This window comes from Chitinophaga pendula (genome assembly GCF_020386615.1).
Classification (GTDB): Bacteria; Bacteroidota; Bacteroidia; order Chitinophagales; family Chitinophagaceae; genus Chitinophaga; species Chitinophaga pendula.
In genome coordinates this window covers 4,817,859-4,842,509 of sequence record NZ_CP077769.1, presented here as the reverse complement: position 1 = coordinate 4,842,509, position 24,651 = coordinate 4,817,859, and the positions used below count along the sequence as shown (strand labels likewise).

General features: G+C 47.6%; 20 protein-coding genes. 17 read left to right on the top strand and 3 right to left on the bottom strand.

Going from position 1 to position 24,651, the window contains the following annotated elements; translation table 11 throughout:
• Positions 1–66: 66 nt before the first annotated feature.
• The 9 genes from KTO58_RS17420 to KTO58_RS17380 all read left to right on the top strand — a co-directional run bounded on the left by KTO58_RS17420 (position 67) and on the right by KTO58_RS17380 (position 13,214).
• The gene (locus KTO58_RS17420) at positions 67–2,478 is read left to right on the top strand and encodes an outer membrane beta-barrel family protein (protein ID WP_095838139.1); all 2,412 of its coding nucleotides are present in this window, start codon (positions 67–69) and stop codon (positions 2,476–2,478) included.
• Between the two features lie 131 nt (positions 2,479–2,609).
• Positions 2,610–3,740 carry an NAD(P)/FAD-dependent oxidoreductase gene (locus KTO58_RS17415; RefSeq protein ID WP_095838140.1) on the top strand — a complete coding sequence of 377 codons (1,131 nt, stop codon included), beginning with the start codon at positions 2,610–2,612 and terminating at the stop codon, positions 3,738–3,740.
• Positions 3,741–3,781: 41 nt separating this feature from the next.
• Positions 3,782–6,148: a glycoside hydrolase family 95 protein gene (locus tag KTO58_RS17410; RefSeq protein WP_095838141.1), complete on the top strand. Its 2,367-nt coding sequence runs from the start codon at positions 3,782–3,784 to the stop codon at positions 6,146–6,148.
• A 130-nt stretch (positions 6,149–6,278) separates the two neighbouring features.
• Entirely contained in the window at positions 6,279–7,952 is a 1,674-nt protein-coding gene (locus KTO58_RS17405; protein WP_095838142.1) for a sodium/sugar symporter, read from the top strand.
• A gap of 22 nt (positions 7,953–7,974) precedes the next feature.
• On the top strand, positions 7,975–9,459 hold the full coding sequence (locus KTO58_RS17400) for a xylulokinase (protein WP_095838143.1): 1,485 nt from the start codon (positions 7,975–7,977) through the stop codon (positions 9,457–9,459).
• 8 nt (positions 9,460–9,467) lie between these two features.
• Positions 9,468–10,796: a xylose isomerase gene (gene xylA, locus KTO58_RS17395; protein ID WP_095838144.1), complete on the top strand. Its 1,329-nt coding sequence runs from the start codon at positions 9,468–9,470 to the stop codon at positions 10,794–10,796.
• Between the two features lie 138 nt (positions 10,797–10,934).
• On the top strand, positions 10,935–11,918 hold the full coding sequence (locus tag KTO58_RS17390) for an aldose 1-epimerase (RefSeq protein WP_095838145.1): 984 nt from the start codon (positions 10,935–10,937) through the stop codon (positions 11,916–11,918).
• A 194-nt stretch (positions 11,919–12,112) separates the two neighbouring features.
• Complete coding sequence (locus tag KTO58_RS17385) at positions 12,113–12,298, top strand: CsbD family protein (RefSeq protein ID WP_095838146.1); 186 nt, start codon at positions 12,113–12,115, stop codon at positions 12,296–12,298.
• Between the two features lie 181 nt (positions 12,299–12,479).
• Positions 12,480–13,214, top strand: coding sequence for a carboxypeptidase-like regulatory domain-containing protein (locus tag KTO58_RS17380; protein WP_095838147.1), 735 nt, complete (start codon positions 12,480–12,482; stop codon positions 13,212–13,214).
• Between the two features lie 74 nt (positions 13,215–13,288).
• On the opposite strand, the gene KTO58_RS17375 is transcribed toward KTO58_RS17380, so the two are convergent.
• Both KTO58_RS17375 and KTO58_RS17370 read right to left on the bottom strand, forming a co-directional pair.
• Positions 13,289–14,386: a S1C family serine protease gene (locus KTO58_RS17375; protein WP_095838148.1), complete on the bottom strand. Its 1,098-nt coding sequence runs from the start codon at positions 14,384–14,386 to the stop codon at positions 13,289–13,291.
• Positions 14,387–14,401: 15 nt separating this feature from the next.
• Positions 14,402–14,968, bottom strand: a complete 567-nt coding sequence (locus KTO58_RS17370) for an RNA polymerase sigma factor (protein WP_095838149.1) — start codon at positions 14,966–14,968, stop codon at positions 14,402–14,404.
• Between the two features lie 280 nt (positions 14,969–15,248).
• Here KTO58_RS17370 and KTO58_RS17365 point away from each other — a divergent pair, with 280 nt between their 5' ends.
• The 8 genes from KTO58_RS17365 to KTO58_RS17330 all read left to right on the top strand — a co-directional run bounded on the left by KTO58_RS17365 (position 15,249) and on the right by KTO58_RS17330 (position 23,758).
• Positions 15,249–15,482: a hypothetical protein gene (locus tag KTO58_RS17365; RefSeq protein ID WP_095838150.1), complete on the top strand. Its 234-nt coding sequence runs from the start codon at positions 15,249–15,251 to the stop codon at positions 15,480–15,482.
• 687 nt (positions 15,483–16,169) lie between these two features.
• Positions 16,170–16,997 (top strand): prephenate dehydratase, encoded by an 828-nt coding sequence (locus KTO58_RS17360; RefSeq protein WP_095838153.1) that lies wholly within the window; start codon positions 16,170–16,172, stop codon positions 16,995–16,997.
• A gap of 36 nt (positions 16,998–17,033) precedes the next feature.
• The gene (locus KTO58_RS17355; protein WP_095838154.1) at positions 17,034–18,200 is read left to right on the top strand and encodes a pyridoxal phosphate-dependent aminotransferase; all 1,167 of its coding nucleotides are present in this window, start codon (positions 17,034–17,036) and stop codon (positions 18,198–18,200) included.
• A gap of 30 nt (positions 18,201–18,230) precedes the next feature.
• Positions 18,231–19,073 carry a prephenate dehydrogenase gene (locus KTO58_RS17350; protein ID WP_095838155.1) on the top strand — a complete coding sequence of 281 codons (843 nt, stop codon included), beginning with the start codon at positions 18,231–18,233 and terminating at the stop codon, positions 19,071–19,073.
• 75 nt (positions 19,074–19,148) lie between these two features.
• A complete protein-coding gene (locus KTO58_RS17345; protein WP_095841522.1) occupies positions 19,149–20,246 on the top strand; it encodes a chorismate mutase in 1,098 nt (365 codons plus the stop codon).
• A 98-nt stretch (positions 20,247–20,344) separates the two neighbouring features.
• Positions 20,345–21,370: a 3-dehydroquinate synthase gene (aroB, locus tag KTO58_RS17340; protein WP_095838156.1), complete on the top strand. Its 1,026-nt coding sequence runs from the start codon at positions 20,345–20,347 to the stop codon at positions 21,368–21,370.
• A gap of 49 nt (positions 21,371–21,419) precedes the next feature.
• Entirely contained in the window at positions 21,420–22,703 is a 1,284-nt protein-coding gene (aroA, locus tag KTO58_RS17335) for a 3-phosphoshikimate 1-carboxyvinyltransferase (RefSeq protein ID WP_095838157.1), read from the top strand.
• A 47-nt stretch (positions 22,704–22,750) separates the two neighbouring features.
• Complete coding sequence (locus tag KTO58_RS17330; RefSeq protein WP_095838158.1) at positions 22,751–23,758, top strand: chorismate synthase; 1,008 nt, start codon at positions 22,751–22,753, stop codon at positions 23,756–23,758.
• A gap of 82 nt (positions 23,759–23,840) precedes the next feature.
• Here the strand turns inward: KTO58_RS17330 and bamJ are convergent, their stop codons facing one another.
• On the bottom strand, positions 23,841–24,560 hold the full coding sequence (gene bamJ / locus KTO58_RS17325; RefSeq protein ID WP_095838159.1) for a BamJ family beta-barrel-assembly machinery protein: 720 nt from the start codon (positions 24,558–24,560) through the stop codon (positions 23,841–23,843).
• Positions 24,561–24,651 lie beyond the last annotated feature (91 nt).

Below are 24,651 nucleotides of genomic sequence, written 5' to 3'. Positions count from 1 at the left end.
CTTGTATAAAAGAAAAATAATCGGGCTGACTGTTTGAGACTTTTGGGGAGTAAAATATTATCAACCATGAGATCAGCGCTAACCGCTTTATTATTATTGCTACAGATAGCAGGATGGGCACAACATGTTATCACCGGACACACTAAAGATCCTAATGGACGGGATTTACCCTATGCAAGTGTTGCCTTGTTAAAGACAAAAGATTCTACCCTGATAAAGGGAACTGTGGCTGATAGTGCCGGCAGTTATCGTCTGGAAGGTATTGCTGCCGGTAATTATTTACTATTGGGCAGATTGACCGGATATGCACCACTTTATATGAGGGTAATGGTACCGGATGGGCAAGCTAAGGTAATAGCTACGGACCTGCTTATGAAAACGGCTGTCACGGCACTGAAGAGTATAGACATCACGGCAAAAAAGCCGTATATCGAGATGCTGGCAGATAAAACGATCCTGAATGTGGCCAATAATATTGCGGCTACGGGTAGTACGTTATTTGAGGTATTGCGGAGCGCACCCGGCATGAGCGCTGACAAGGATGATAACCTTATTATGATGGGTAAAAAAGGCGTAGAGGTATGGATAAACGGCAGGCCATCTTTTCTCAGTGGGGAAGCATTGATCAATTGGTTAAAAGGGCAGCCGGCAGAAACTGTCAATAAGATAGAGTTGATCACGCAGCCTTCTGCGCGTTTCGATGCTGCCGGTGGCGCCGGGATCATCAACATCAGGACGAAGACGAATCCTGGTAACGGATTGAATGGTTCTTTGTTTGGCAGTGCCGGTATAGGACGTTATGTGAAAGCCAGTGCGGGTACATCTATCAATTTTCGTCAGGATAAATGGAATGTTTTTGGCGACTATAACTATAACTATAGCGAATCCTATAATGAGCTGGACGTGAATAGTACCGTACGTAGGGAAAAGGGCGAGGAGTATACGAACCGTAACAGCTACTGGCATCCTTTTACACATAGTTCTAATTTTAAAATGGGTATCGATTATCAGCTGACAGCCCGTACCACCTTAGGTGTATTGGTGAATGGTTCGTTGGTAAATACTAACAGTATGACCGATGGTTTGACTAGGTTGAGAACGCCTGAACGTCCGTCGGCCGACTACCTGATAGCGGGTACAGAACGTAAAGAGCGGCTGCGTAATTTTCGGTATAACCTGAACCTGGCCAGTGAGTTGGATACGTTGGGAAGCAGCTTTAATACCGATATAGATGTGGCTACGTATGGCAAGGACCGCATGGAGCAAATAGAAAATAAGTTTTCTGATCAGGGTAAACCTGCGACCTGGCAGGCTACGATACGGAATCTCGTTCCTGCTGATGTGGATATTTTTTCTATCAAAGCGGACTATACGAAGTACTTTAATAAGTCTTTGAAGTTAGAGACTGGTTTTCGTTTTAGCAATGTGAAAACGGATAGCGATATACGCTATGACTCATTATTGGGAGGGAAGTGGATATCTGATATTATACAGACCAGTCATTTCAAGTATACTGAGCAGATAAAGGCAGCGTATTTTAATTTGTCGAAAGAGTGGACGCACTGGAGTATACAGGCCGGACTGAGAGGAGAACATACTTTATCGGAGGGTATTTCACTTACGCTCAACCAGCGGGTGAAACGAACTTATCTCAATTTATTTCCATCCCTCTTTATATTACATAAGATCAATGAGCAGCATCAAATCAGTTATTCCTATGGGCGCCGTATCGATCGTCCGTCTTACCAGGAATTGAATCCATTTGTATTTTTCATTGATCCGTACAGCAGGATGGTCGGCAACCCGTATCTGGCACCTCAGTTTACCAACAATATAGAAGTGAAATACGGCTTCCGGCAGCTATTTTTCGCCAGCATACAATACAGTCGTACCAATCAAGCTGATAACTCTCTGGTGATGTTAGATACCTTGACCAATATTATGTCTACCCGTAGTGACAACAATGCATTGTCTGAAAAGGGAGCGTTGAATCTGACAGCCACTTTGCATCCTGCTTCCTGGTGGCAACTGGATGCTACTACATTGTTGTCCTATGATCATTACAGGTCGACTACACCCGGATTCCAGTTTGTTAATGAGCTTTTTTCCATGAGTGCTACGTTGGATCAGACTTTCAGTTTAAAACACGGCTGGAAGGTACAACTGACCAGTTACTATAATACGCCGATGGTAAACGGGCAGTCCCGGATGGTGTCTATTTTTAGTATAAATGTGGGTATTCAGAAAAGTATTTTTGACGGTCAGGGAAGGCTAAGGTTATATTTCCAGGACCCGCTTAATCAGCAACGTTGGGATTCCTATATCGATCAGGGCAATACGAAGATCCGGTGGGTGAATCGTTGGGAGAACAGGCGGGTCAGTTTGAGTTTTAACTGGAAGTTTGGCAACAAGCAGGTAAAAAATGCCCGTGTACGTACAGGCGGAGGAGAACAGGAGCGGCGGAGGGTGAATCTATAAAGTGTGGTTTATATTTTAATAATTTATATATTTGTGAGATAATTGTTCATGACAATGCCGGTTGCAGGTAAAATGGCAGCCGGCTTTTTTGTTTGCGGGTACCCACGTATGAATTCACCTATCTTTAATGTATGTTAAGTTATTGGGAGAAACAAAGTCTATTGCAATATGACTATATCATTATTGGTAGTGGTATAGTAGGTTTATCTACTGCGATCAGTATACGGGAGCGGGATGAAAAAGGTCGTATACTGGTATTGGAAAGGGAGGTATTGCCTACTGGTGCCAGTACGAAGAATGCGGGGTTTGCCTGTATTGGCAGTCTGACGGAAATATTAGCAGATCTTAAAACGATGTCTCCCGGCGAAGTACAATCGCTGGTGGCTTTAAGAAGGCGGGGGCTGTTGGGATTGCGGGCCCGGATAGGGGATGCGTGTATGGATTATCGTGAGCAAGGCAGTTTTGAACTGATCAGCGATAAGGAGTTGCCTGCTTTGGCGCAGCTGGACGAGGTGAACCGGTTATTGCAGCCGGTACTGGATGGAGCAGCGTTTAGCCTGGCTACGCCGAAACTGGCCGGCTTTGGTTTTGATGGTAGTTATGTAAAGGCCCTGGTGAGTAATAACTATGAAGGGGAGTTGAACACGGGTAAGATGATACGTACTTTGATAGACCTGGCCATCGTGCAAAGTATTGAGATCAAAACGGGATGTCCGGTAGTGCGTATTGCTGATACGGGAAAGGGGGCAACTGTTGTCGTGCGGCATGAGACGTTGCAGGAGGAGATCGGGTTCAGCTGCCGGGAGTTGGTGGTATGTACTAATGCCTTCGGCAAGGAGCTGTTGCCGGAGTTGGATATTCAGCCAGGCAGGGGGCAGGTATTACTTACGGAGCCTGTTCCGGATCTCCCGTTCCGTGGCATATTCCACATGGATGAGGGGTATTTTTATTTCAGGGAGTTGCATGGGCGGGTATTATTTGGTGGCGGGCGTCACCTGGATATGCAGGCGGAGGAGACGACGATATTTGCATATAATGATCATCTGCAAGGGATATTAGAAGAAAAACTGCGCACGATATTATTACCCGGCCGGGAGGTTCGTATTGCGGACCGCTGGACGGGTATTATGGCTTTCGGGCCTAATCGCCAGCCGCTGGTGCAGCGTTATAGTGAGCATATCTGTATTGGTGTGCGATTAGGAGGGATGGGGGTGGCTATCGGTACCGCGGTAGGACAACAGCTGGCTGATATGCTGAGATAATCCGATGTAATTTTCGGATTTCTGTTTTGTATATTTAGTCTATGCGTTGGATCTTATTATTGCTGCTAGGTATACACACTGTACAGGCGCAACAGCCTGTACCGAAATTATGGTATAGACAACCTGCTAAAGACTGGTTACATTCGTTGCCACTTGGGAATGGCCGTTTGGGGGCTATGGTACAGGGTAATCCTCAGCATGAGGTGGTACAGATTAATGAGGAGAGTGTATGGGCGGGAATACCTTTTAATGATGCGAATCCCAATGCGCGGAAAGTACTGGATTCCGTGCGGCAGTTATTGTTTGCCGGTAAAAATGAGGCTGCTACTGCATTGGCAGCGCCTAATATGATAGCGGTAAATGCAGAAAATTCCACACAGTTAGCCCGTAGTTTTCGTTCCTACCAGACATTGATGAATCTGCATATCGGGCAGAGTGACCAGCCTTTTACCGGGTATTACCGGGAGTTGGACCTATTTACAGGAGTGGCAACCAGCCGTTACGAGCTCGCTGGTGTACATTATACCAGGGAGGCTTTTATCAGTGCGCCAGCCAATGTGGTCGCTATCCGTATCCGTGCAGATAGGGCCGGGCAGTTACAGCTCGCGCTGTACCTGGACCGGCGGGACCCTACTGATAGTACTGTTACCTGTAAGGATGCACGGACGACGGTGCGTAATAACCAGCTTCTTTTGTCCGGGCATATACAGGATAGGAATAATGACAAGGGGCCGGAAGGCGCCCATATGAAATTTGCCGGTGCTGCCAGGGTGTTTGCGGAAGGAGGAAAGACTGTGGTGTCTGGTGATACTCTGAACGTATCTCAGGCAAACGGTGTAGTGATCTATATAGACGGTGCGACGAACTATGACTTTGCGCACTTGGGGCTCAATGATAATATTGTGCCTGTGAATGAGCTGGAAAAGCGGTTGGGGCGTTACCGGGCAGGCGATTATGACCGGCTGAAAGCGGCGCATGTCGCTGATCATCGCCGGCTGATGGAAAGGGTGAAATGGCGGTTGGGGCCAGCGGTCTTACAGGACACTATTCCTACGGATGAGCGGTTGGCGGCAGTGAAGCGGGGAGCATTTGATCCTTGGTTAACCAGTCTTTATTTTCAATATGGGCGTTACCTGTTGATGGGTAGTTCCCGTTCGCCAGGGGTGTTACCTGCGAACTTGCAGGGAATATGGAATTATCACCTGGATGCACCCTGGCAGGCAGACTTTCACACCAATATCAATCTGCAGATGAATTACTGGCATGCGGAAGTAACGGCATTGCCGGAGACGACAGCTCCTCTTTTTGCTTTTTTGGATCATATCCGTCCGCAAGGGCGTATCACTGCCCGCAAAATGTACGGGGCCCGAGGATGGGTGATGCATCATGCCACGGATGCTTTTGGTAAGACCGGTTTGCAGAATGCGATGCACTATGGTACGTTTCCTATGGCTACGGCCTGGATGTGTCTGCATTTCTGGGAGCACTACTTGTTTACAGGTGATACGACGTTCCTGCGGCGACAGGCATACCCTATTATGAAGGAACATGCTGAGTTCCTGAAGGACTTCCTGGTAAAGAGTCCGGAGGGGTATATGGTAACAGTGCCGGCTTATTCTCCGGAAAACCTGTTTAAGCATCCGGTAACCGGTAAGCCGGAGTCTTTGACGTATGGGCCTACTATGGATAACCAGATTGCGCGGGAGTTTTTACAAGACTATGTTGCTGCCGCCCACTTGTTGCACGCAGACAAGTCTTTTGCGGATAGTATGCAGGCGATACTGGCACAGTTGCCGCCGACCCGCCTGGGGAAGGATGGCCGTATACTGGAGTGGATACAGGAGTATGAAGAGACGGAGCCGGGGCATCGGCATATTTCGCATTTATTCGGTTTGCATCCTGGCACGCAGATCAACGACAGCACGCCGGCTTTGCTGGAGGGGGCACGTAAAACACTGGCCTATCGCCTGGCTCACGGAGGCGGGCATACAGGCTGGAGCCGGGCCTGGATCATCAATTTTTACGCCCGTCTGAAAGAGGGGGACAAGGTGCAGGAGAACATGCAGGCTTTGTTGGCAAAATCGACCTATGACAACCTGTTTGATAACCACCCCCCTTTTCAAATCGATGGCAACTTCGGAGGTACTGCCGGGCTGGCGGAGGCTATGTTGCAAAGTAATGAGCATGGTATAACCCTGTTGCCTGCATTACCGGCTGCCTGGTCAGCAGGAGCGATCAGTGGGTTGCATGCCCGGGGAGGGTATGTAGTGGATATGGAGTGGGAGGGTAACCGGCTGCAAAAGGCATGGGTCCGCTCAATACTGGGAGGTACGGTAAAACTATACTATGAAGGCCAGGTCCGAAGTATGTCCCTCAAGAAAGGGGAGCGTCGGGAAGTCCATTTTTGATACTCCAGTTGCTGCTATTGAGTGGAAATATTAAAATAATACGCGTACATTGTACATTTAAAATAATTCTTTCTATATTGATTCGTTAATTAACTGACCACGTTCATAACTGACCACGTTTTACCATTTTATGCAAAAGAGCTTACATTTTTATGATTATGCGGTTTTCTTGGTGTATTTTATTATTGTAGCCGGTTATGGTTATTATATATACCAAAAGAAGAAACGCGCGACCACTGACAGCAAGGATTTTTTCCTGGCAGAAGGTTCCCTTACCTGGTGGGCGATAGGAGCTTCCTTGATCGCTTCGAACATTTCGGCAGAGCAGTTTATTGGTATGTCTGGTTCCGGCTTTGCGATGGGGCTGGCCATTTCTACCTATGAATGGATGGCGGCGGCTACCTTGCTGGTAGTGGCGATCTTTTTTCTGCCTATTTACCTTAAGAACAAAATATATACGATGCCGCAGTTCCTGCAACAGCGGTATAACCAGACGGTGAGTACTATTATGGCGGTGTTCTGGTTATTGTTGTATGTGGTGGTGAACCTGACCTCTATATTATACCTGGGGGCGCTGGCTATTACTACTATTTCGGGTGTGAACTTTTATACCTGTATGGTGCTGTTGGCGGTATTTGCGATTTTCATTACGCTGGGTGGTATGAAGGTGATAGGATATACGGATGTGATCCAGGTATTTTTCCTGATATTAGGGGGATTGGCTACTACTTATCTGGCTTTGCAGTTGGTGGCCAGTCATTTTGGCGAAAGTGGTGTATTGAAAGGTTTCTCGTTGCTGACGGAGCACGCGGATGATCATTTCCATATGATCTTTCACAAAGATAACCCGCATTACCTGGATCTGCCGGGGTTGAGTATTCTGATAGGCGGTATGTGGATTGTGAACCTGAACTATTGGGGATGTAACCAGTATATCACGCAGCGTGCATTAGGTGCTGATTTGAAGACGGCCCGTAACGGCTTGTTGTTTGCCGGTTTCCTGAAGATGTTGATGCCGATCATCGTGGTGTTGCCAGGTATTGCGGCTTACGTATTGCATCAGCAGGGTATGTTCCAGGCAGAGATGATGAAAGGCGGAGAGCTGAATCCGGACAATGCTTATCCGGTGTTGCTGAACCTGTTGCCTGTTGGTCTGAAGGGGCTGGCTTTTGCGGCATTGACGGCGGCGGTAGTAGCATCGCTGGCAGGTAAGGCGAATAGTATCTCTACGATCTTCTCGCTGGACATCTATAAAAAGATATACAATAAAGATGCGGATGAGAAGCAGGTGGTGAAGGTAGGGCGCCAGGTGGTGGTAGTGGCGATGATCATAGCGATCGTTATCTCCAACTTCCTGGGTATTGATAAAAAAGGCGGTTTCCAGTTTATCCAGGAATATACCGGCTTTGTATCTCCCGGTGTGTTCTCTATGTTTATTATGGGTTTTTTCTGGAAGCGTACTAATTCCAGTGCAGCGATGTTTGCGTTGATTGGTGGGTTTATACTCTCTATTGTGTTGAAGTTCCTGCCGATGTGGACAGATCTTTCTTCTCTGTATGATATAGGGCTGGCGACTGCCAATGCTAAAGGTGTGTATGAGATACCTTTTATTGACCGTATGGGGATCGTTTTCGTGATATGTATCATTGGTATGGTGGTGATATCGCTGGCAGATCCTAAGAGTAAGCACAATCCCAAGGGGTTGGATGTGGATGCAGGTATGTTCAAAACTTCTGCTCCATTTACTATCGGTGCGTTGATCATTTGCGGATTGCTGGTGGCTTTATATACTTTATACTGGTAGCAGCTGTTGTAAATTCTTCTATATGCGATTACTGTTGGGATATGACATAGGGTCATCCTCTGTGAAGGCCGCATTGCTGGATGCCGACAGTGGTATATGTCTGGCGACGGCGAGTAGTCCTGCCCGGGAGATGGCCATACAGGCACCTCAGCCAGGCTGGGCAGAGCAGGATCCGGAGCAATGGTGGCAGGAGGTGATCCACGCTACCTCTTTACTACGAAAAAAATATGCTTTTGACAGCCGGGATGTGCGGGGTATCGGGATTGCTTACCAGATGCACGGCCTTGTGTGTGTGGATAAGGATCAGCAGGTATTACGGCCTGCTATTATCTGGTGTGACAGCCGGGCGGTGGGTATTGGAGAGCGGGCGGCGCATGCGTTGGGGGAGGCGTACTGCCATACCCATCTGCTGAATGCACCCGGTAATTTTACTGCCTCCAAGTTGCGTTGGGTGCAGGAGTACGATCCGGCGTTGTATGCGCGTATTGATAAAGTGATGTTGCCCGGTGATTTTATTGCAATGCGTCTTACCGGTGAAGCCTGTACGACGGATACCGGATTGTCGGAAGGTATCTGCTGGGATTTTCTGGCACAGGAGATTGCGTTGCCACTGTTGTCACATTACGAGATAGCTCCCTCCTTGTTAGCCACGCAGGTACCGGTATTTGGCATACAGGGAATGGTGACCGCTCATGCAGCGGAGCAGCTGGGGTTGGCGGCAGGTACGCCGGTTTGTTATCGAGCGGGGGACCAGCCTAACAATGCATTCTCGCTGAATGTATTGGAGCCCGGAGAAGCCGCTACAACGGCAGGTACCTCCGGTGTGGTGTATGCGGTGCATGATAAGGCGGTGGCGGATAAAGAGAACAGGGTCAATACGTTCGTGCATGTGAATAATAAACCGGAAGTGTTGCGGAATGGTGTGTTGATGTGTTTGAATGGTACCGGTATTATGAATAGCTGGTTGAAGGACATTTGTGGGGATGTGGATTATGATACGATGAACCGGCTTGGTGCCACGGTACCTGTAGGTAGTCATGGTCTGCAGGTGTATCCATTCGGGAACGGAGCGGAGCGGATACTGTTGAATAAGGATATTGGGGCGACGGTGCGGGGATTGAACTTTAATATACACCAGCGTGCACACCTGATGAGGGCTGCGCAGGAAGGGATTGCGGCGGCATTGAGTTATGGGATGTCGGTGATGCAGGGGATGGGTATGAACATCCGCCGGGTGCGTGCGGGGCATGCTAATATGTTCCTGAGTCCTTTATTTGCGGAAGCATTTGCCAATATTGCCAACGTGGAGATCGAGCTGTATAATACGGATGGTGCGCAGGGAGCTGCCAGAGGCGCTGGTGTGGGAGCGGGTTGTTATCCGTTGGAGGAGGCACATAAAGGTATGAGTTGTATTGGTACGGTTGTACCGGATGCAAAGTTGCGGTCTATTTATCTCCCTACCTATGAGCAATGGGTTCATCAACTGCCTCTTCACCTCTTTAAATAGTTTAGTTTATGAGTTTCACGTTAGGTAACAGGGAATATTTTAAGGGGATCGGAAAGATCTCTTATGAAGGACCGACATCTGATAATCCGTTAGCATACAGATGGTATGATGAGCAGCGGCAGATCGGAGGTAAAAGTATGAAGGAATTATTCCGTTTTGCGGTAGCTTACTGGCATAGCTTCTGTGGCACCGGTGCTGATCCGTTCGGGCCTGGCACTAAGGAATTTCCCTGGTTGACGGCGGCGGACACGGTACAGCGTGCCAAGGACAAGATGGATGCTGCTTTTGAATTTATCACCAAACTGGGCGTGCCGTATTATTGTTTTCACGATATAGACCTGGTGGACGAAGGCGATTCTTTGTCGTCTTATGAAAGTCATCTGCAGCAGATCGTGACTTATGCGCAGGAGAAGCAACAAGCCAGCGGAGTAAAACTATTGTGGGGTACTGCGAATGTGTTCAGTCATCCGCGTTATATGAACGGGGCGGCTACCAATCCTGATTTTTCAGTGCTGGCATATGCGGGTACGCAGGTGAAGAATGCGTTGGATGCTACTATAGCGCTGGGCGGAGAGAACTATGTCTTCTGGGGTGGTCGTGAAGGTTATATGACGCTGTTGAATACTGATATGAAAAGGGAGCTGGATCACCTGGGGCGTTTTCTGGGTATGGCAAGGGACTATGCGCGTAAGCAGGGTTTTAAGGGTACTTTCTTTATAGAGCCTAAGCCCTGTGAGCCGACCAAACACCAGTACGATTTTGACAGTGCCACTGTGATCGGTTTTCTGCGGCAGTATGGGTTGGATAAAGATTTTAAGCTCAATATCGAAGTGAATCATGCGACGCTGGCGGGGCATACATTCCAGCATGAGTTGCAGGTAGCTGCTGATGCGGGTATGTTAGGCAGTATGGACGCGAACCGGGGTGACAGTCAGAATGGCTGGGATACGGATCAGTTCCCGATGCATCTGAATGAGCTGGTAGAGTGTATGCTGATCATCCTGGAGGCAGGTGGTTTTGCTGGTGGTGGGGTGAACTTTGACGCCAAGACCCGTCGTAATTCCACTGACCTGGAGGATCTGTTCCATGCACACATCGGCGGGATGGACGCTTTTGCGAGGGCTGCTGTGGTAGCGGAAGAGATACTGGCCAAGTCAGGTTACCGGCAGTTCAGACAGGAGCGATATGCTTCATTTGACAATGGTCAAGGTAAGGCTTTTGAGGAAGGGAAACTGACGCTGGAAGACCTGCGAACGTTTGCTGTTGAAAGCGGTGAACCGCAACAGCGCAGTGGCCGGCAGGAATGGTTGGAGAATATCATCAACCGTTATATTTGATCCGTATATTATTGCCATAATCAAGCGAAAGGTCAGTTAGTAATAGCTGACCTTTTTTATTATTTTTAGTGTCAGAACACGTTTTAACCCTATCGATATATTTATTAACAGTGAACAATTAAAAACATATTTAGCATTATGTTCAGGATTGATGTATTGCAGCAGGATGGCTTTGATATCGTTCGTTTATCAGATGGAGGATGGCAGCAGGAAGAGATAACGGTGGATATCGTTCCTTCTCACGGCGCGTTGTTACATGCCTTTAGTGTACCGTATGGCAGTAATGGCCGTATCAATGTAATTGATAGTTACAGGGATGCTACGGATCTACAGCAGCATTTTACCGAATCTTTTAAAGGCGTTAAACTCAGCCCTTTTGCCTGCCGTATCCCTGACGGGAAATATGCCTGGGGAGGGAAGGAGTGGCAGATACAGCGTGCTGCGGTGCCCGGTGTTTGTTTACATGGTTTGTTATACAATGCGGTGTTTAAGATGGTCGATCATTATGTGGGGGAAAGCGAGGCGGCTGTTACCCTGTTGTATGCTTATGAAGGGGATGATGTGGGGTATCCTTTTGCGTATGACTGTAAGGTGGTGTATCGGTTGTTGGCCGACCGGATGCTGGAGATAAAGACAACGGTATTTAACAAAGCTGAGGTGACTATTCCAGTGATGGACGGCTGGCATCCTTATTTTACGACGGGCAGCCTGGTAGATGAGTTGGAGTTGCAGTTTCCTTCGGAAGCATTGGTGGTGTTTAATGAGCAGATGGTCCCCAGCGGGGAGTTGATCCCTTACCAGGAATTTACGACGTTAAAAAAGATAGGTGCATTATCGCTGGATAATTCTTTTATTATTGACAGGCAGGCATCGGAGAAAACAGTTTGTGTATTGAATGATCCTAAAAGAGGGGTACGTATTGATATCTGGCCGGATGAGAGTTATCCTATTTTGCAACTGTATATTCCTCCTCATCGTCAGAGCATTGCCATTGAAAATCTAAGCGGAGCTCCTAATGCGTTTAATAACGGGATGGGGGTTGTGGAGGTGCGGCCGGGTGAGCAGGCTGATTTTGCTACGCGGGTGCAGGTAAATGCGATTTGGGGGGATTTTGGGGTATAGGTGGTTTGCGATTTGGGGTATTTTAGCGTTTTTTCCCAGGTACCTGTGGTATATATTCCTCAATATTATGGAAAATGATGCTGTTGTATACGGCCTGTACCTATATTGTACCGGCTGGCATAGAGTTTGAATTTTGGGTAGTCATACAAGGCCTGTAGATTATTCGATTATTTCATCTCTAAAAACAATCTTTTATGGATAAGTTAGAACTTAAAGGCAAATGGAATGAATTGAAAGGTACGCTCAAACAAAAATATGCTGACCTGACAGACGACGATCTGCTATATGAAGAAGGGCAGGAAGATAAGCTGTTAGGTAAACTCCAGCAGAAGCTGGGCAAGAGCAGGGAAGAAGTAATCGACCTGCTGAAGGGAAAATAATTTGTGAGTGTTGAAGTAAAAAGAGTCTTCCAGGAATAGCCGGAAGACTTTTTTTATTTATTTGAACAGGAAGGCTAACTTTAGGATAGAGACCCGGTTGAATGCGTTATGGAAAGTAAGGAAGGGATGACCGCTGATAGCAGATCCGGATTTAAGAAACAACAGCAAAAAGAATATCCATATGAAGATTTACGCAAGTGTGCTGGCCGTAGTATTATTGATGGCAGTACAAACATTGAAGGCGCAGGTGACGGTAACAGGTATTATTACCGATAAGGACAATAAGTTGATATTGCCTTATGCGACTGTTATTAACAAAACAACGGGTAAGCGGTCTTTTTCTGATAAAGGGGGATTTTATAAAGTGATCGCCAACCGGAATGATGTGTTGATCTTCAACTTCCTGGGTTATAGTCCGGATAGTATTACGGTGGTGCAAAATATGGGGACAGAGACACGGGATGTGCAGTTGACGGTGGGTAGTAAGTTTCTGCGGAGTGTGGAGGTATCTTCCAAGTATTCTCCTTATCAGCTGGATTCCATTGCGCGCCGGGAGCAGTATGGTTATATACTGGATAAATCTGACGTAGGTCTGATTGGTGGTAATGGTAATACACCGGAGGGCGCTGGTATTACGATCAGTCCTATTACGCGTTTTTCCCGTAAGGAGAAGCAGAAGCGGGAATTCAAGAAGAACTTTGAAAAGGCGGAGCAGGAGAAATATGTAGATTCCCGGTTTACGCCGTTGCTGGTATCCCAAGTGACGGGGTTGAAGGGAGATTCTTTGCTGTATTTTATGCGGGATAATCATCCGGATTACAACACGATGCGGACAATACAGCGGCACGAAGACCTTTTATATTATATTACTGATCTTTATAAGGCTTGGTTACAGCGACCTCCTAAGAAGAAATAGTGGACGATATTGTAATTAAAAAGAAAGGCTGACCATTTGGTCAGCCTTTCTGCTTGTATGTCGAGTTAAAGTGATCAGTTATATACTTTGACCATGTAGACGAATTCTTCCAATTTTTTGATCTGGTCTACGCGATTGAGGTTGTCCAGGTGGCTTTTGCGGTTCCAGTCTTTTTTGGACAGTTTATCTTTCGGCATTTCTTCCATTAATCTTTTCAGGTGGGCTGATTTAACGGCGAAGGCGATGCCATCGGAGGTAGTTTGTTTGCCGGTGACGATGCCGATAACGTTGCCCTTATTATCGAGGAGGGGGGCGCCGCTATTGCCCGGGTTGACGGGGATGGATACCTGGTAGGCGGCAGTATCTCCGTTGAAACCGGTCTGGGCACTGATATATCCTTTGCCATAAACCACTTCATCGCGGGGGAAACCCATGGTGAACACTTCTTCGCCTATCCTAACGGATTGGGGTTTGAGTGCGTAGGGGAGTGGTTGTGCTTTGAAGGAGGAGTCGGTTACTTTGATTACGGCCAGGTCGCTGGATACATCTTCGAATACGCTGATGGCTTTGTAGGCTTCTCCTTTTGTATTTTGGATGTAGAGGGAGTCAGCACCGGCTATCACGTGATAGTTGGTTACGATGTACCCGTTGCCGGTGATGGCGAATCCGGTACCGCCGTAGGTACCTGGGTTGACGGGCGCTTTGCTTTTGTTGTTGATATCTTTAATAAGGGCGTTTTGGGAGCGCTGGATATTGTTCAGCGTTCTTCTGACGTCTTCATATTGGGCGGTAGATTTTTTGCGGGCAGCGTTCTGTAATACGGCAATGGTAGACAGGGAAGTGACCAGCGCGATACAGGCGGCGGCGGCGATGCTTTTGAGGGTTCTTCTGCGTAAGAGGAATATGCGGGTGCCGGAGTCTGCGGCAGCGGCGGCTTCTTTTTTCACCTCGGTCAGGTCCATTTTTTCATGGATGCGCTGCATTTTTTTCTGGAAGTCGAGGCGGCGGCCATAGGCTTCCATTTCCCGGAGGAGGTGTTGGTGTGCCACTACCTGCTGGTCTACTTCCGGGTTGCTGTTTCGCAGCATTTCGAAGTCGGCCTTTTCCTGGAGGGACATTTCTCCCTGCAGGTAGCGTTCTATATTATTAGATAATTGATTCATGTCTTTCATCCTCACTACCCTTTATTATTGGTATATGTCGAAAAATATCTTTTTGAGCCTTACCAGGCACTTGTACTTTTGATTTTTGGCATTTTCGGCGTTGGTATAGCCGAATTTGTCAGCGATCTCCTGCATGGACTGTTTATATATATAGTAGTCCTGGAGGATCGTTTTGCAAGGTTCTCCTATTTGTGCCATTGCTTTTTCCATGGAGCGGAACTGCAGGTCCTTTTTCTGGTGTTCTTCCAGGTCGTCTTCGACTGGGATGATTTCTTCCAGTTCGGTCGGCAGGGACCGCTGCAAGGTACCGGACTGTAGTTTTTTAAGCCAGAGCCGGCGGCAGACGGAGTATAAATAGGTTTTCAACTGGCTATACAGTTCAAAATCCCCTTGCTGCACTTTTTCAAAAAGTACGATCATTGCTTCCTGGAACAGGTCTCTGGCGTCGTCTTCTGAACCATTATGTTGGAGGATCATTCTCAATATGACCGGAAATTGTTCTGTATAGATCGTTTCCAGCGCTTTATCTTCATTCCGGGCCAAACCCTCCAGTAATTCCCTATCCCTTTCTATGTTCTGATTATACTTCACTTATTAATACGATTATATGGCTTTTGGTAACCCAAAGTACCAAAAAATATTTTTTATCAAACTTAGGGTTACCTTTTTAAAGATCTGGTATAAAGTATAAAATTCCCTGTGGCGGGGTTACCTTTTGAAAGAAAGGGTATAAAGTAAAAAAGCGGGTTTGTGAAAGGTTACCTTTTCCGGATCCTGGTATTAAAAATAAATTTTCCCTGGCCGGGTTACCTTTTTAAAAACCTGGTATAAAGGAATAAATAAACATAAAAAACCTAAAAAACGTAATACAATGAAGAACGCTATTAAACTCGGTTTCTTTGCTCTTTCTTTCGGTCTGTTCGTAGTAGCTTGTGGCGAAGGTAACAAAACTGCTGAAGCTACAGATTCTACTGCTACTGAAGCTAGCCAGACTATCGATTCAGCTGCTGCTGTTGCTGATTCTGCAGTTAACGCTGTAGTTGATTCTGCAAAGCAAACTGTTGATTCAGTTGCTAAAGCTGCTACTGATTCCATTAAACACTAATTAGATTAGTAAGCAAAAAAGGTTATAATAGGCCGCTCCGGATTCCGGAGCGGCTTTTCCTTTTTGAGATGGGCTGGTGGTTTTGGGGATTTTGGGGAGAGCCAAGGGGAGTAGCCGGGCTTTTGCGGGTTGGTTGATGTTTAATTTCATTATAACAAGGATTTTGTTCAGCCCGGAATCGTTAAAGGAGTTAAATATTTGAAAAAAATCACCAATCAAGTGGTGTCATTAAAAAAAATGTAATTTTTATAGCTACTGCTTGGAAAATTAAAATCACGCCGTATTTTTGCTTCCAGATTCAAATAGACAAAATGATACAGCACTCGACCTTTGGTTACTTTTATGGTTTCTACTTTTTCTGGTACCAGGAATAGTAAGGTCGTTTGTAGTATAAACATAAAAAAACTAACAAAAGGGCCTTTCGGATACGAGAGGCCCTTTTAAATTTAAATAGTTACCGATCACAGATCACATGCAACGTTTCTGCCTTTATAGCACTTATTTTTTTTATTACTTCTTTTACGTCGTAAAGGCCGGGACTCTTTTGTAATGAACCAACAGCATCAACATAAAATTCTTACAACAGAAAGGGTCCCGACTCACCGGGGCCCTTTTTTATTTCAGGTAGCTAGTTGCTGTAGCAACTAATCTACTGTAAACCAATCACACCCGATAATCGAATATAAAATGAAAATAGCTATACAAGGATTCGAAGGATGTTTTCACCAGGTGGCAGCGGAGCGATATTATGGTAAGCAAACAGAAATTGCTTCCTGCGCTTCTTTTGCTGAACTCGTAAGAAGGGTTAAGCAGGAGGATGAAGTGGATGGAGGGGTGATGGCCATCGAGAATTCTATTGCTGGCAGTATACTGCCCAACTATACCTTATTAAAAAATTCCGCGCTTCATATAGTGGGAGAGCTTTATCTGCAGATCAACCAGCACCTGATGGTGTTGCCGGGTCAGACCATGGAGGATATCCGGGAGGTGCATTCTCATCCGATGGCATTGTTACAATGTGCGGATTTTCTGGAGAAGTATCCACATATTAAGCTGGTGGAGACGGAGGATACGGCGCTGAGTGCCAAACATGTGCGTCATAAGAAGTTGAAGAGTGTGGCGGCTATTGCGGGTAAGCTGGCAGCGGATATTTTCGATCTGGACATTATTGCACCGAATATTCATACTGCGAAGAACAACTACACCCGTTTCCTGGTGATCTCCCGGAATGGAGTGGAGGCGGCGGAGGATGCTAATAAGGCCTCTGTTTATTTCCAGACTTCTCATGACCGTGGTAGTCTGGCGAAGGTGTTGGGTAAGATCGCGGATGCGGGTATTAACCTGTCCAAGCTGCAGTCTTTTCCTATACCGGCGAAGGAGTGGAATTATTATTTCCATGCTGATATGGAGTTTGAGGACCTGCAGCATATCCGCCGGGCGTTGGAGAAAATAGAGCCGTTGACGGAGCACCTGAAGGTATTAGGTATCTATAAGAAAGGCAAAACACACGCATAACTCAACGCATATAACGCAGACCACCATAACGATTTTATGAAAATAGCAGTAGCCAAAAGATTACAACATACAGAAGAATACTATTTCTCCAAGAAGCTGCGGGAAATAGATGAGATGAATAAGGCAGGGGCGCAGGTGATCAACCTGGGGATCGGAAGTCCTGATCTGCCTCCTCATCCTGATGTGGTAGCTGCCTTGCATGAGCAGGCGCAGAAGAGTAATGTGCATGCTTACCAGGGATATAAAGGTATTCCGGCGTTGCGTGCGGCGATGGCTAGCTGGTATCAGCGTTTTTACCAGGTGCAGTTGGAGCCGGATACGGAGGTTTTGCCACTGATAGGTTCTAAGGAAGGCATCATGCATATCTGTATGACTTATCTGCAGGAGGGGGATGAAGCGTTGATCCCTAATCCGGGTTATCCGACGTATCGTTCTGCGGTGCAGCTGAGTGGCGCTACTGTGAGGGAATATGCATTGGATGAGGCGCATGGATGGTTGCCGGATCTGGAAGCATTGGCTGCGCAGGATCTGAGCAAGGTGAAACTGATGTGGGTGAACTATCCGCATATGCCTACCGGGACTAAAGCAGGCGCTGATTTCGGCCGTCAGCTGGTGGCTTTTGGCAAGCAGCATAACATCCTGATCTGTCATGACAATCCGTATAGTTTCATTCTGAATGAGCACCCGGAGAGCCTGTTGCAGGTGGAAGGTGCAAAGGATGTGGTATTGGAGCTGAACTCTCTGAGTAAGTCTTCCAATATGGCCGGATGGCGAGTGGGGATGTTGGTAGGTAAGGCGGAGTTCCTGAATGAGGTATTGCGGTTCAAGAGCAATATGGATTCTGGTATGTTCCAGCCGGTGCAGATGGCAGCGGTGAAGGCGCTGGAGCTGGGTAAGGAATGGTATGATGAGCTGAATGCTATTTACCGTGGCCGGAGGAAGAAGGTATTTGAGTTGCTGTCGCTGCTGGGTTGCACTTTTGATGAGCAGCAAGTGGGTATGTTTGTATGGGCGAAGATACCGGCTGATGTGAAAGACGGGTATGTGCTAACGGACAAGATATTGCAGGAGGCGAAGGTATTCATTACTCCCGGCGGCATTTTCGGTAGTAACGGTAACGGTTATATACGTGTGAGTCTTTGTAAGGATGAAGTTGTTTTTGAAGAAGCTATTCAGCGTATCCGTGCTGTAGTAAATGCATAATAATTATTAAAGGTCAATTATTCAGATAAAATGATAACAGCAGTAGTAGGTGTGGGATTAATAGGAGGTTCTCTGGCGATGAGCCTGAAGGAGAAGGGTGTGACGAACTGGGTATTAGGTGTGGATCTTTCCCAGGAGAACCTGGACATGGCGCGGGCGTTAAAGATCATTGATGAGGGCAGTACGCTGGAGGATGCTTTGCAACGTGCGGACCTGTTGATACTGGCGATACCGGTGGATGCTTTGTTGAAGGTACTACCCGGTATACTGGACAAGGTGCGTCCCGGGCAGGTGGTGATGGATGTGGGATCTACTAAGGAGAAGATATTGGAGCTGGTGGCTGGCCATCCGAAGCGGGGTCGTTTTGTGGCAGCGCACCCGATGGCGGGTACGGAGTATTCCGGTCCGGAAGCAGCGGTACGTAATCTTTTCACGCATAAGACGATGGTGTTGTGTGATGTGCGGAACAGTGATGAAGATGCGCTGGAGGTGGTAGAGCAGTTGGTGGACCGGTTGCAGATGCGGCTGGTATATATGAATGGTGTGGAGCATGATCTGCATACTGCTTATGTATCTCATATCTCGCATATCACTTCATTTGCGCTGGCGCTGACGGTGTTGGAGAAGGAGAAGGAGCAGGGGCGCATATTTGAGCTAGCGAGTGGTGGTTTTGAGTCTACGGTGCGTCTGGCAAAAAGTTCACCGGATATGTGGGTGCCTATCTTCAAACATAACCGGAGTAATGTGCTGGATGTATTGGAGGAGCATATTCACCAATTGCAGCATATGAAGCAGTTGTTGGAAGGTGAGGATTACGAAGCGTTTCACAAGCTGATACAGAAATCGAATAAGATCAGGAAAATATTGAAATAGTAACAAGTACAATCAACATCAAATATTATCTACATGGACCATGGAGTATGGGCCATGGTCCTAAACAAAAAAAATATGGAACAGATTTTAGCCAAAACCAAATTCGCCGATCCTTCCTCCGACAAGAAGCCGTTGATCATTTCCGGTCCATGCAGTGCGGAGACAGAGGAACAAGTGTTAGCTACAGCACTGGCGTTAGCCAAGACCGGTAAAGTAGACGTATTGCGTGCCGGTATCTGGAAGCCCCGTACACGTCCTGGTTCTTTTGAAGGGATAGGTACTAAAGGTTTGCCCTGGTTACAGAAGGCGCGTGAGTTGACAGGACTGCCGCTGGCGGTGGAAGTAGCTACTGCCAAGCAGGTGGAAGATGCTTTGCACTTCGATGTGGATATTCTGTGGATAGGTGCGCGTACAACTGTGAATCCTTTCTCTGTGCAGGAAGTAGCGGATGCACTGAGAGGTGTAGATAAGACGGTGTTGATCAAGAATCCGATCAATCCTGACCTGGAGTTGTGGATTGGTGCGGTAGAGCGTGTGCAGAAAGCTGGTATTAAAGAGATAGGTCTGATCCACCGTGGATTCTCCAGCTATGGTAATACGGAGTTCCGTAATGCGCCGATGTGGCATTTGCCTATTGAGCTGAAGCGTCGTATGCCTGAGTTGCCGATCATCTGTGATCCCAGCCACATCACTGGTCGCCGTGACATCCTGCTGGATGTAGCGCAGGAGGCTATTAATCTTGATTACGATGGTCTGATGCTGGAGTCTCACGTAGATCCTGATAATGCATGGAGCGATGCCAAACAGCAGGTGACACCTGAGCGTCTGGCGGAGATACTGGACAGCATTGTATGGCGTCATGAGCACTCTGACAAGAAGGAGTTCAACAGTGCGTTGGAGAAGCTGCGCGCGCAGATCAACCAGATCGATGATGAGATCATGCTGTTGCTGAGCAATCGTATGAAGGTAGCTGAGAAGATCGGTATTTACAAAAAAGAGAACGACATCACTATCCTTCAGACGAACCGCTGGAATGAGATATTGGATCGCAATATCAAGAAAGGTGAGAAGCTGGGTCTGACGAAAGATTTCATCCTGAAATATTTTGATGCGGTACACCTGGAATCTATTAACCGCCAGAACAAGGTGATGAGTGACGAAAAAAATGCATAATGCAGCAGCATAGCGTTGTGTGTCTGTGATGTGTTAATATTGTGATCTGCAATTTTACACATTACAGGCATGCGGCAAGTGCCATCCATTCCGTATATATGAAGACATTAACGAATCAATTTCAGCATAGCACGACGAAATACCATCTGGGAGAAAGCCTGGTCAATCTTGGTAATTATGTAGACATGTCCCGCACTATATTGGTGTTGGATGAGAATGTGGATAAGCACCATGCGCATAAGTTGCCCGGATGGAAGAAGCTGGTGATCCCTGATGGGGAGGAGCACAAGGCGATGGATGTTTTACAGCAGATCATAGACGGGCTGATAGCGTTGGAGGCGGACCGGAAGACTATGCTGGTGGGCATTGGCGGTGGTATGGTCACGGACCTTACCGGCTTTGCGGCGAGTATTTATATGCGGGGTATTCCATTTGGTTTTGTGCCCAGTACTTTACTGGCGCAGGTAGACGCTTCTATTGGCGGTAAAAATGGTATCAATCATGGTCAGCATAAGAATATGCTGGGTACTATTAATCAGCCCTCTTTTATCTTGTTTGATTATACCCTTCCGGCTACGATGCCTGATGAGGAGTGGCACAATGGGTTTGCCGAGATCATCAAGTATGCCTGTATCCTGGATGTGCAGTTGTTCGACTACCTGGAGCAGCACCGTGATAAGGCGTTGGCCAGGGATGTGGCTGTGTTAGAGTACCTGGTGGAGCGATCTGTGGAGTTGAAGACGCAGGTGGTATTGAATGATGAGTTTGAGACGGGGCAGCGTCGTTGGTTGAACTTCGGGCATACGTTGGGGCATGCGGTAGAGAAGTTAGAAAATATTGCGCACGGTAAGGCGGTGGCTATTGGTATGGTGGCGGCGGCGAAGTTGTCTGAGAAGTTGTCGGGATTGCCGGTGGAGCAGACTAACCGGTTGATCCGGTTGATCAACGATTACCAGTTGCCGGTAACGATGAGTACAGATAAGGAGGCGGTATTCAACCTTTTTAAACTGGACAAAAAGCGGGATGGGGCGGCGATACATTTTGTATTGTTGAAAGAGATTGGTCAGGCATTGACCCAACCTATTCCGATAGATGATCTGAAGCAGTATTTACAGGAGCTGTAATGGGAGGATCATTGGTTAATTATTTATTCAGCGTCAGAACATACAACATATGAAAGTAACTGTATCACCAGGAGTAATAAAAGGAACGGTAACAGCGAATCCGTCCAAGAGTGCTATGCAACGTGCTGTGGCGGCGGCGTTATTGAGTCAGGGGAAGAGTATTATCCGTAATCCCGGATTGAGTAATGACTGTCTGGCGGCATTGGAGGTAGCGGAGAACCTTGGTGCGAAGATCCGCCGGGTGGAGGATCATATAGAGATCACGAGCCAGGGGGTACGACCTTTTTACGATGAGATCAACTGTGGTGAGTCGGGGCTGGGTATACGTATGTTTACGCCCATTGCTGCGCTTGCTGAGTTGGCGATTACGATTAACGGGCATGGCAGTTTAACTACTCGTCCGATGCATTTCTTTGAGGAGGTATTGCCTCAGCTGGGGGTGCAATGTAAGACGCAGGAGGGCAAGTTGCCTTTGCAGATACAAGGGCCTTTGCAGGCGAAGGACATTACAATAGACGGTTCGTTGAGTTCTCAGTTTCTGACGGGTTTGCTGATGGCATTCGGGTCAGTGGCGGAGCATGTGACTATTACGGTGAAGGACTTGAAGAGCAAACCATATATTGCTTTGACGTTGCAGTTGATGGAGCAGTTTGGAGTGAAGGTGGAGCAACATGATTTTGAACAATTCCGGTTTGGTAGCAAGCAACGTTACCAGGCTGGTGACTATACGGTAGAAGGTGATTGGAGTGGTGCTGCTTTCCTGCTGGTGGCTGCTGCGGTAGCTGGTAAGGCGGAGGTGCATCATCTGAATACACATTCTGCACAATCGGATAAGGCGATCCTGGAGGCATTGGAAAAGGCCGGTGCGCAGCTGTTGCCCGGTATGTTTACGATGATCGTGGAGAAGAGTGGGCTGCGTGGTTTTGATTTTGACGCTACGGACTGTCCTGATTTGTTTCCTCCGTTGGTAGCGCTGGCGGCTAACTGTGAGGGGGTGACGCGTATCCAAGGTGTGAGCCGGTTGGCGCACAAGGAGAGTGACCGTGGTATTACTTTGCAGCAGGAGTTTGGCAAGATGGGAATCCTTATAGAGCTGAACGGTGATGAGATGCGGGTGCATGGCGGTACTGGTATCAAAGGCGCGGTGGTGCATTCACATAATGACCACCGTATTGCGATGGCTTGTGCGGTAGCTGCGTTGACGGCAGACGGTCCGGTGGTGATTGAAAATGCGGAAGCGATCAATAAGTCGTATCCTGAGTTCTATGATCACCTGGAGCAGCTGGGTGGGCAGGTGAGTAAGGTAGACAGCGAGGCGGTGCATCATTCTTAATTTTACTGTCTGCGTAAGCGGATGGCGTCATAAAAAACAACAATCAGGTGAATAGTTTCGGCAGAATATTCAGGGTAAATGTATTTGGGGAATCGCACGGAGAGAGTGTAGGTGTTAACATCGACGGTACGCCGGCGGGTATTCCTTTGCAGCAGGAGGATTTCCTGGCTGATCTGGGTCGCCGGAAGGCGGGAGCGAAGGGGACTACTCCCCGTAAGGAAGATGATCTTCCTTTCCTCAAGTCTGGTGTGTACAATGGGCATACGACCGGTGCGCCTATTACGATCTTATTTGAGAACAACAATACGCGCAGTACGGATTATGAGAAGCTGCGGGAGTTTCCCCGGCCGGGACATGCTGATTTTGTGGCGACGGAGAAGTTCGGAGGTTATGAAGACTACCGGGGAGGTGGTCACTTCAGTGGCCGGTTGACATTGAACCTGGTAGCTGCCGGTGTGATTGCCAAGAAGATACTCGGCGGCGGTATACAGGTGCAGGCAAGGATCACAGAAGTAGGAGGTTTACCGGATGCGGAGCAGGGGTTGGAAGCGGCTATTGCTGCGAAGGATTCTGTGGGTGGTATTGTGGAATGTGTGGTGACGGGACTACCTGTGGGATTAGGGGAGCCCTTCTTTGATTCTGTCGAATCTGCTATTGCGCATGCGGTGTTTGCTATCCCTGCTATTAAAGGTATTGAATTCGGTGCTGGTTTTGCGGCGGCCCGTATGAAAGGTGTGGAGCATAATGATGCGATCATTGACAGTAAGGGGACCACTGCGACCAACCATGCCGGCGGTGTGGTGGGAGGTATTACCAATGGTAATCCGTTGGTGTTCCGTATTGCGGTGAAGCCTACGTCGAGTACGCCGAAGGAGCAGCATACGCTGAATATCAAAAGCGGGGAGGTGGAGTCTTTCAGTGTGAAGGGCCGGCATGATCTGTGCATTGCGTTGCGGGTGCCGGTGGTACTGGAGGCGGTGACGGCGATGGTATTAGCGGACTTTATGTTGCTGGAGCAGCGGGTATCGCGGGTATATAAGCCAGGCAATATCTAATCAGACCATATCTTGACTAAATAATAAAGCGCCGTACATATTATTTGTACGGCGCTTCGCTTTATATAGAAAAAGGGAAAAACTATTTCTCTATTTCCAGCAGTTCCACTTCGAAAACGAGGGTGCTACCGGGGCCGATCTTCGGGCCTGCCTGGCGTTCGCCGTAGGCGAGGTCGGAAGGGATAAAGAGGCGCCATTTGGAGCCAACGGGCATGAGTTGCAGGGCTTCTGTCCAGCCTTTGATCACGCCGCCTACGGGGAAGGAGATAGGTTCGCCTCTGTCTACGGAGCTATCGAAGGTCGTACCATCTATCAGGGTGCCGTGGTAGTGTGTTTTTACTTTATCATTGGCGGTTGGTTTAGGGCCGGTACCTTCTTTGAGGATCAGGTATTGGAGACCGCTAGGCAATGTTACTACGCCAGGTTTGGATTTATTATCCTGCAGGAATTTCTCTCCCTCTGCTTTATTCTTTGCTACTTTCTCAGATTTTAACTGTTGCAGATAGTTACTAATACTCATACTTCCTTGTTCTTTAGTTAGTAAAGTGGGATTATTTTTCAGTGCATCCTGTACTGCTTTGAGCATCAGGTTGGCATTAATATTGTCTAACCCCTGTACTTTGAGGTTATTACCTATATCCAATCCTATAGCGTAGCTTACAGAATCTATTTTCGTTTTCATGGCTGCCTGTTGTTGTTTGGCAGCAGGTGTTGTTGCTGTTTTAGGTTTGGCTTTAGCCTGGCTATATCCTTCGAGGGAAGTCAGCAGCAGTATGCCTGGTAACAGGTATTTTTTGATCATAAGCGTTAATTAATAAAGACCATGCTTGGTTGGCATAGCGCTGCAAGATAATAAAATTGGCGGATGCCGTAGACGCTCCGGGGGCTTTTTA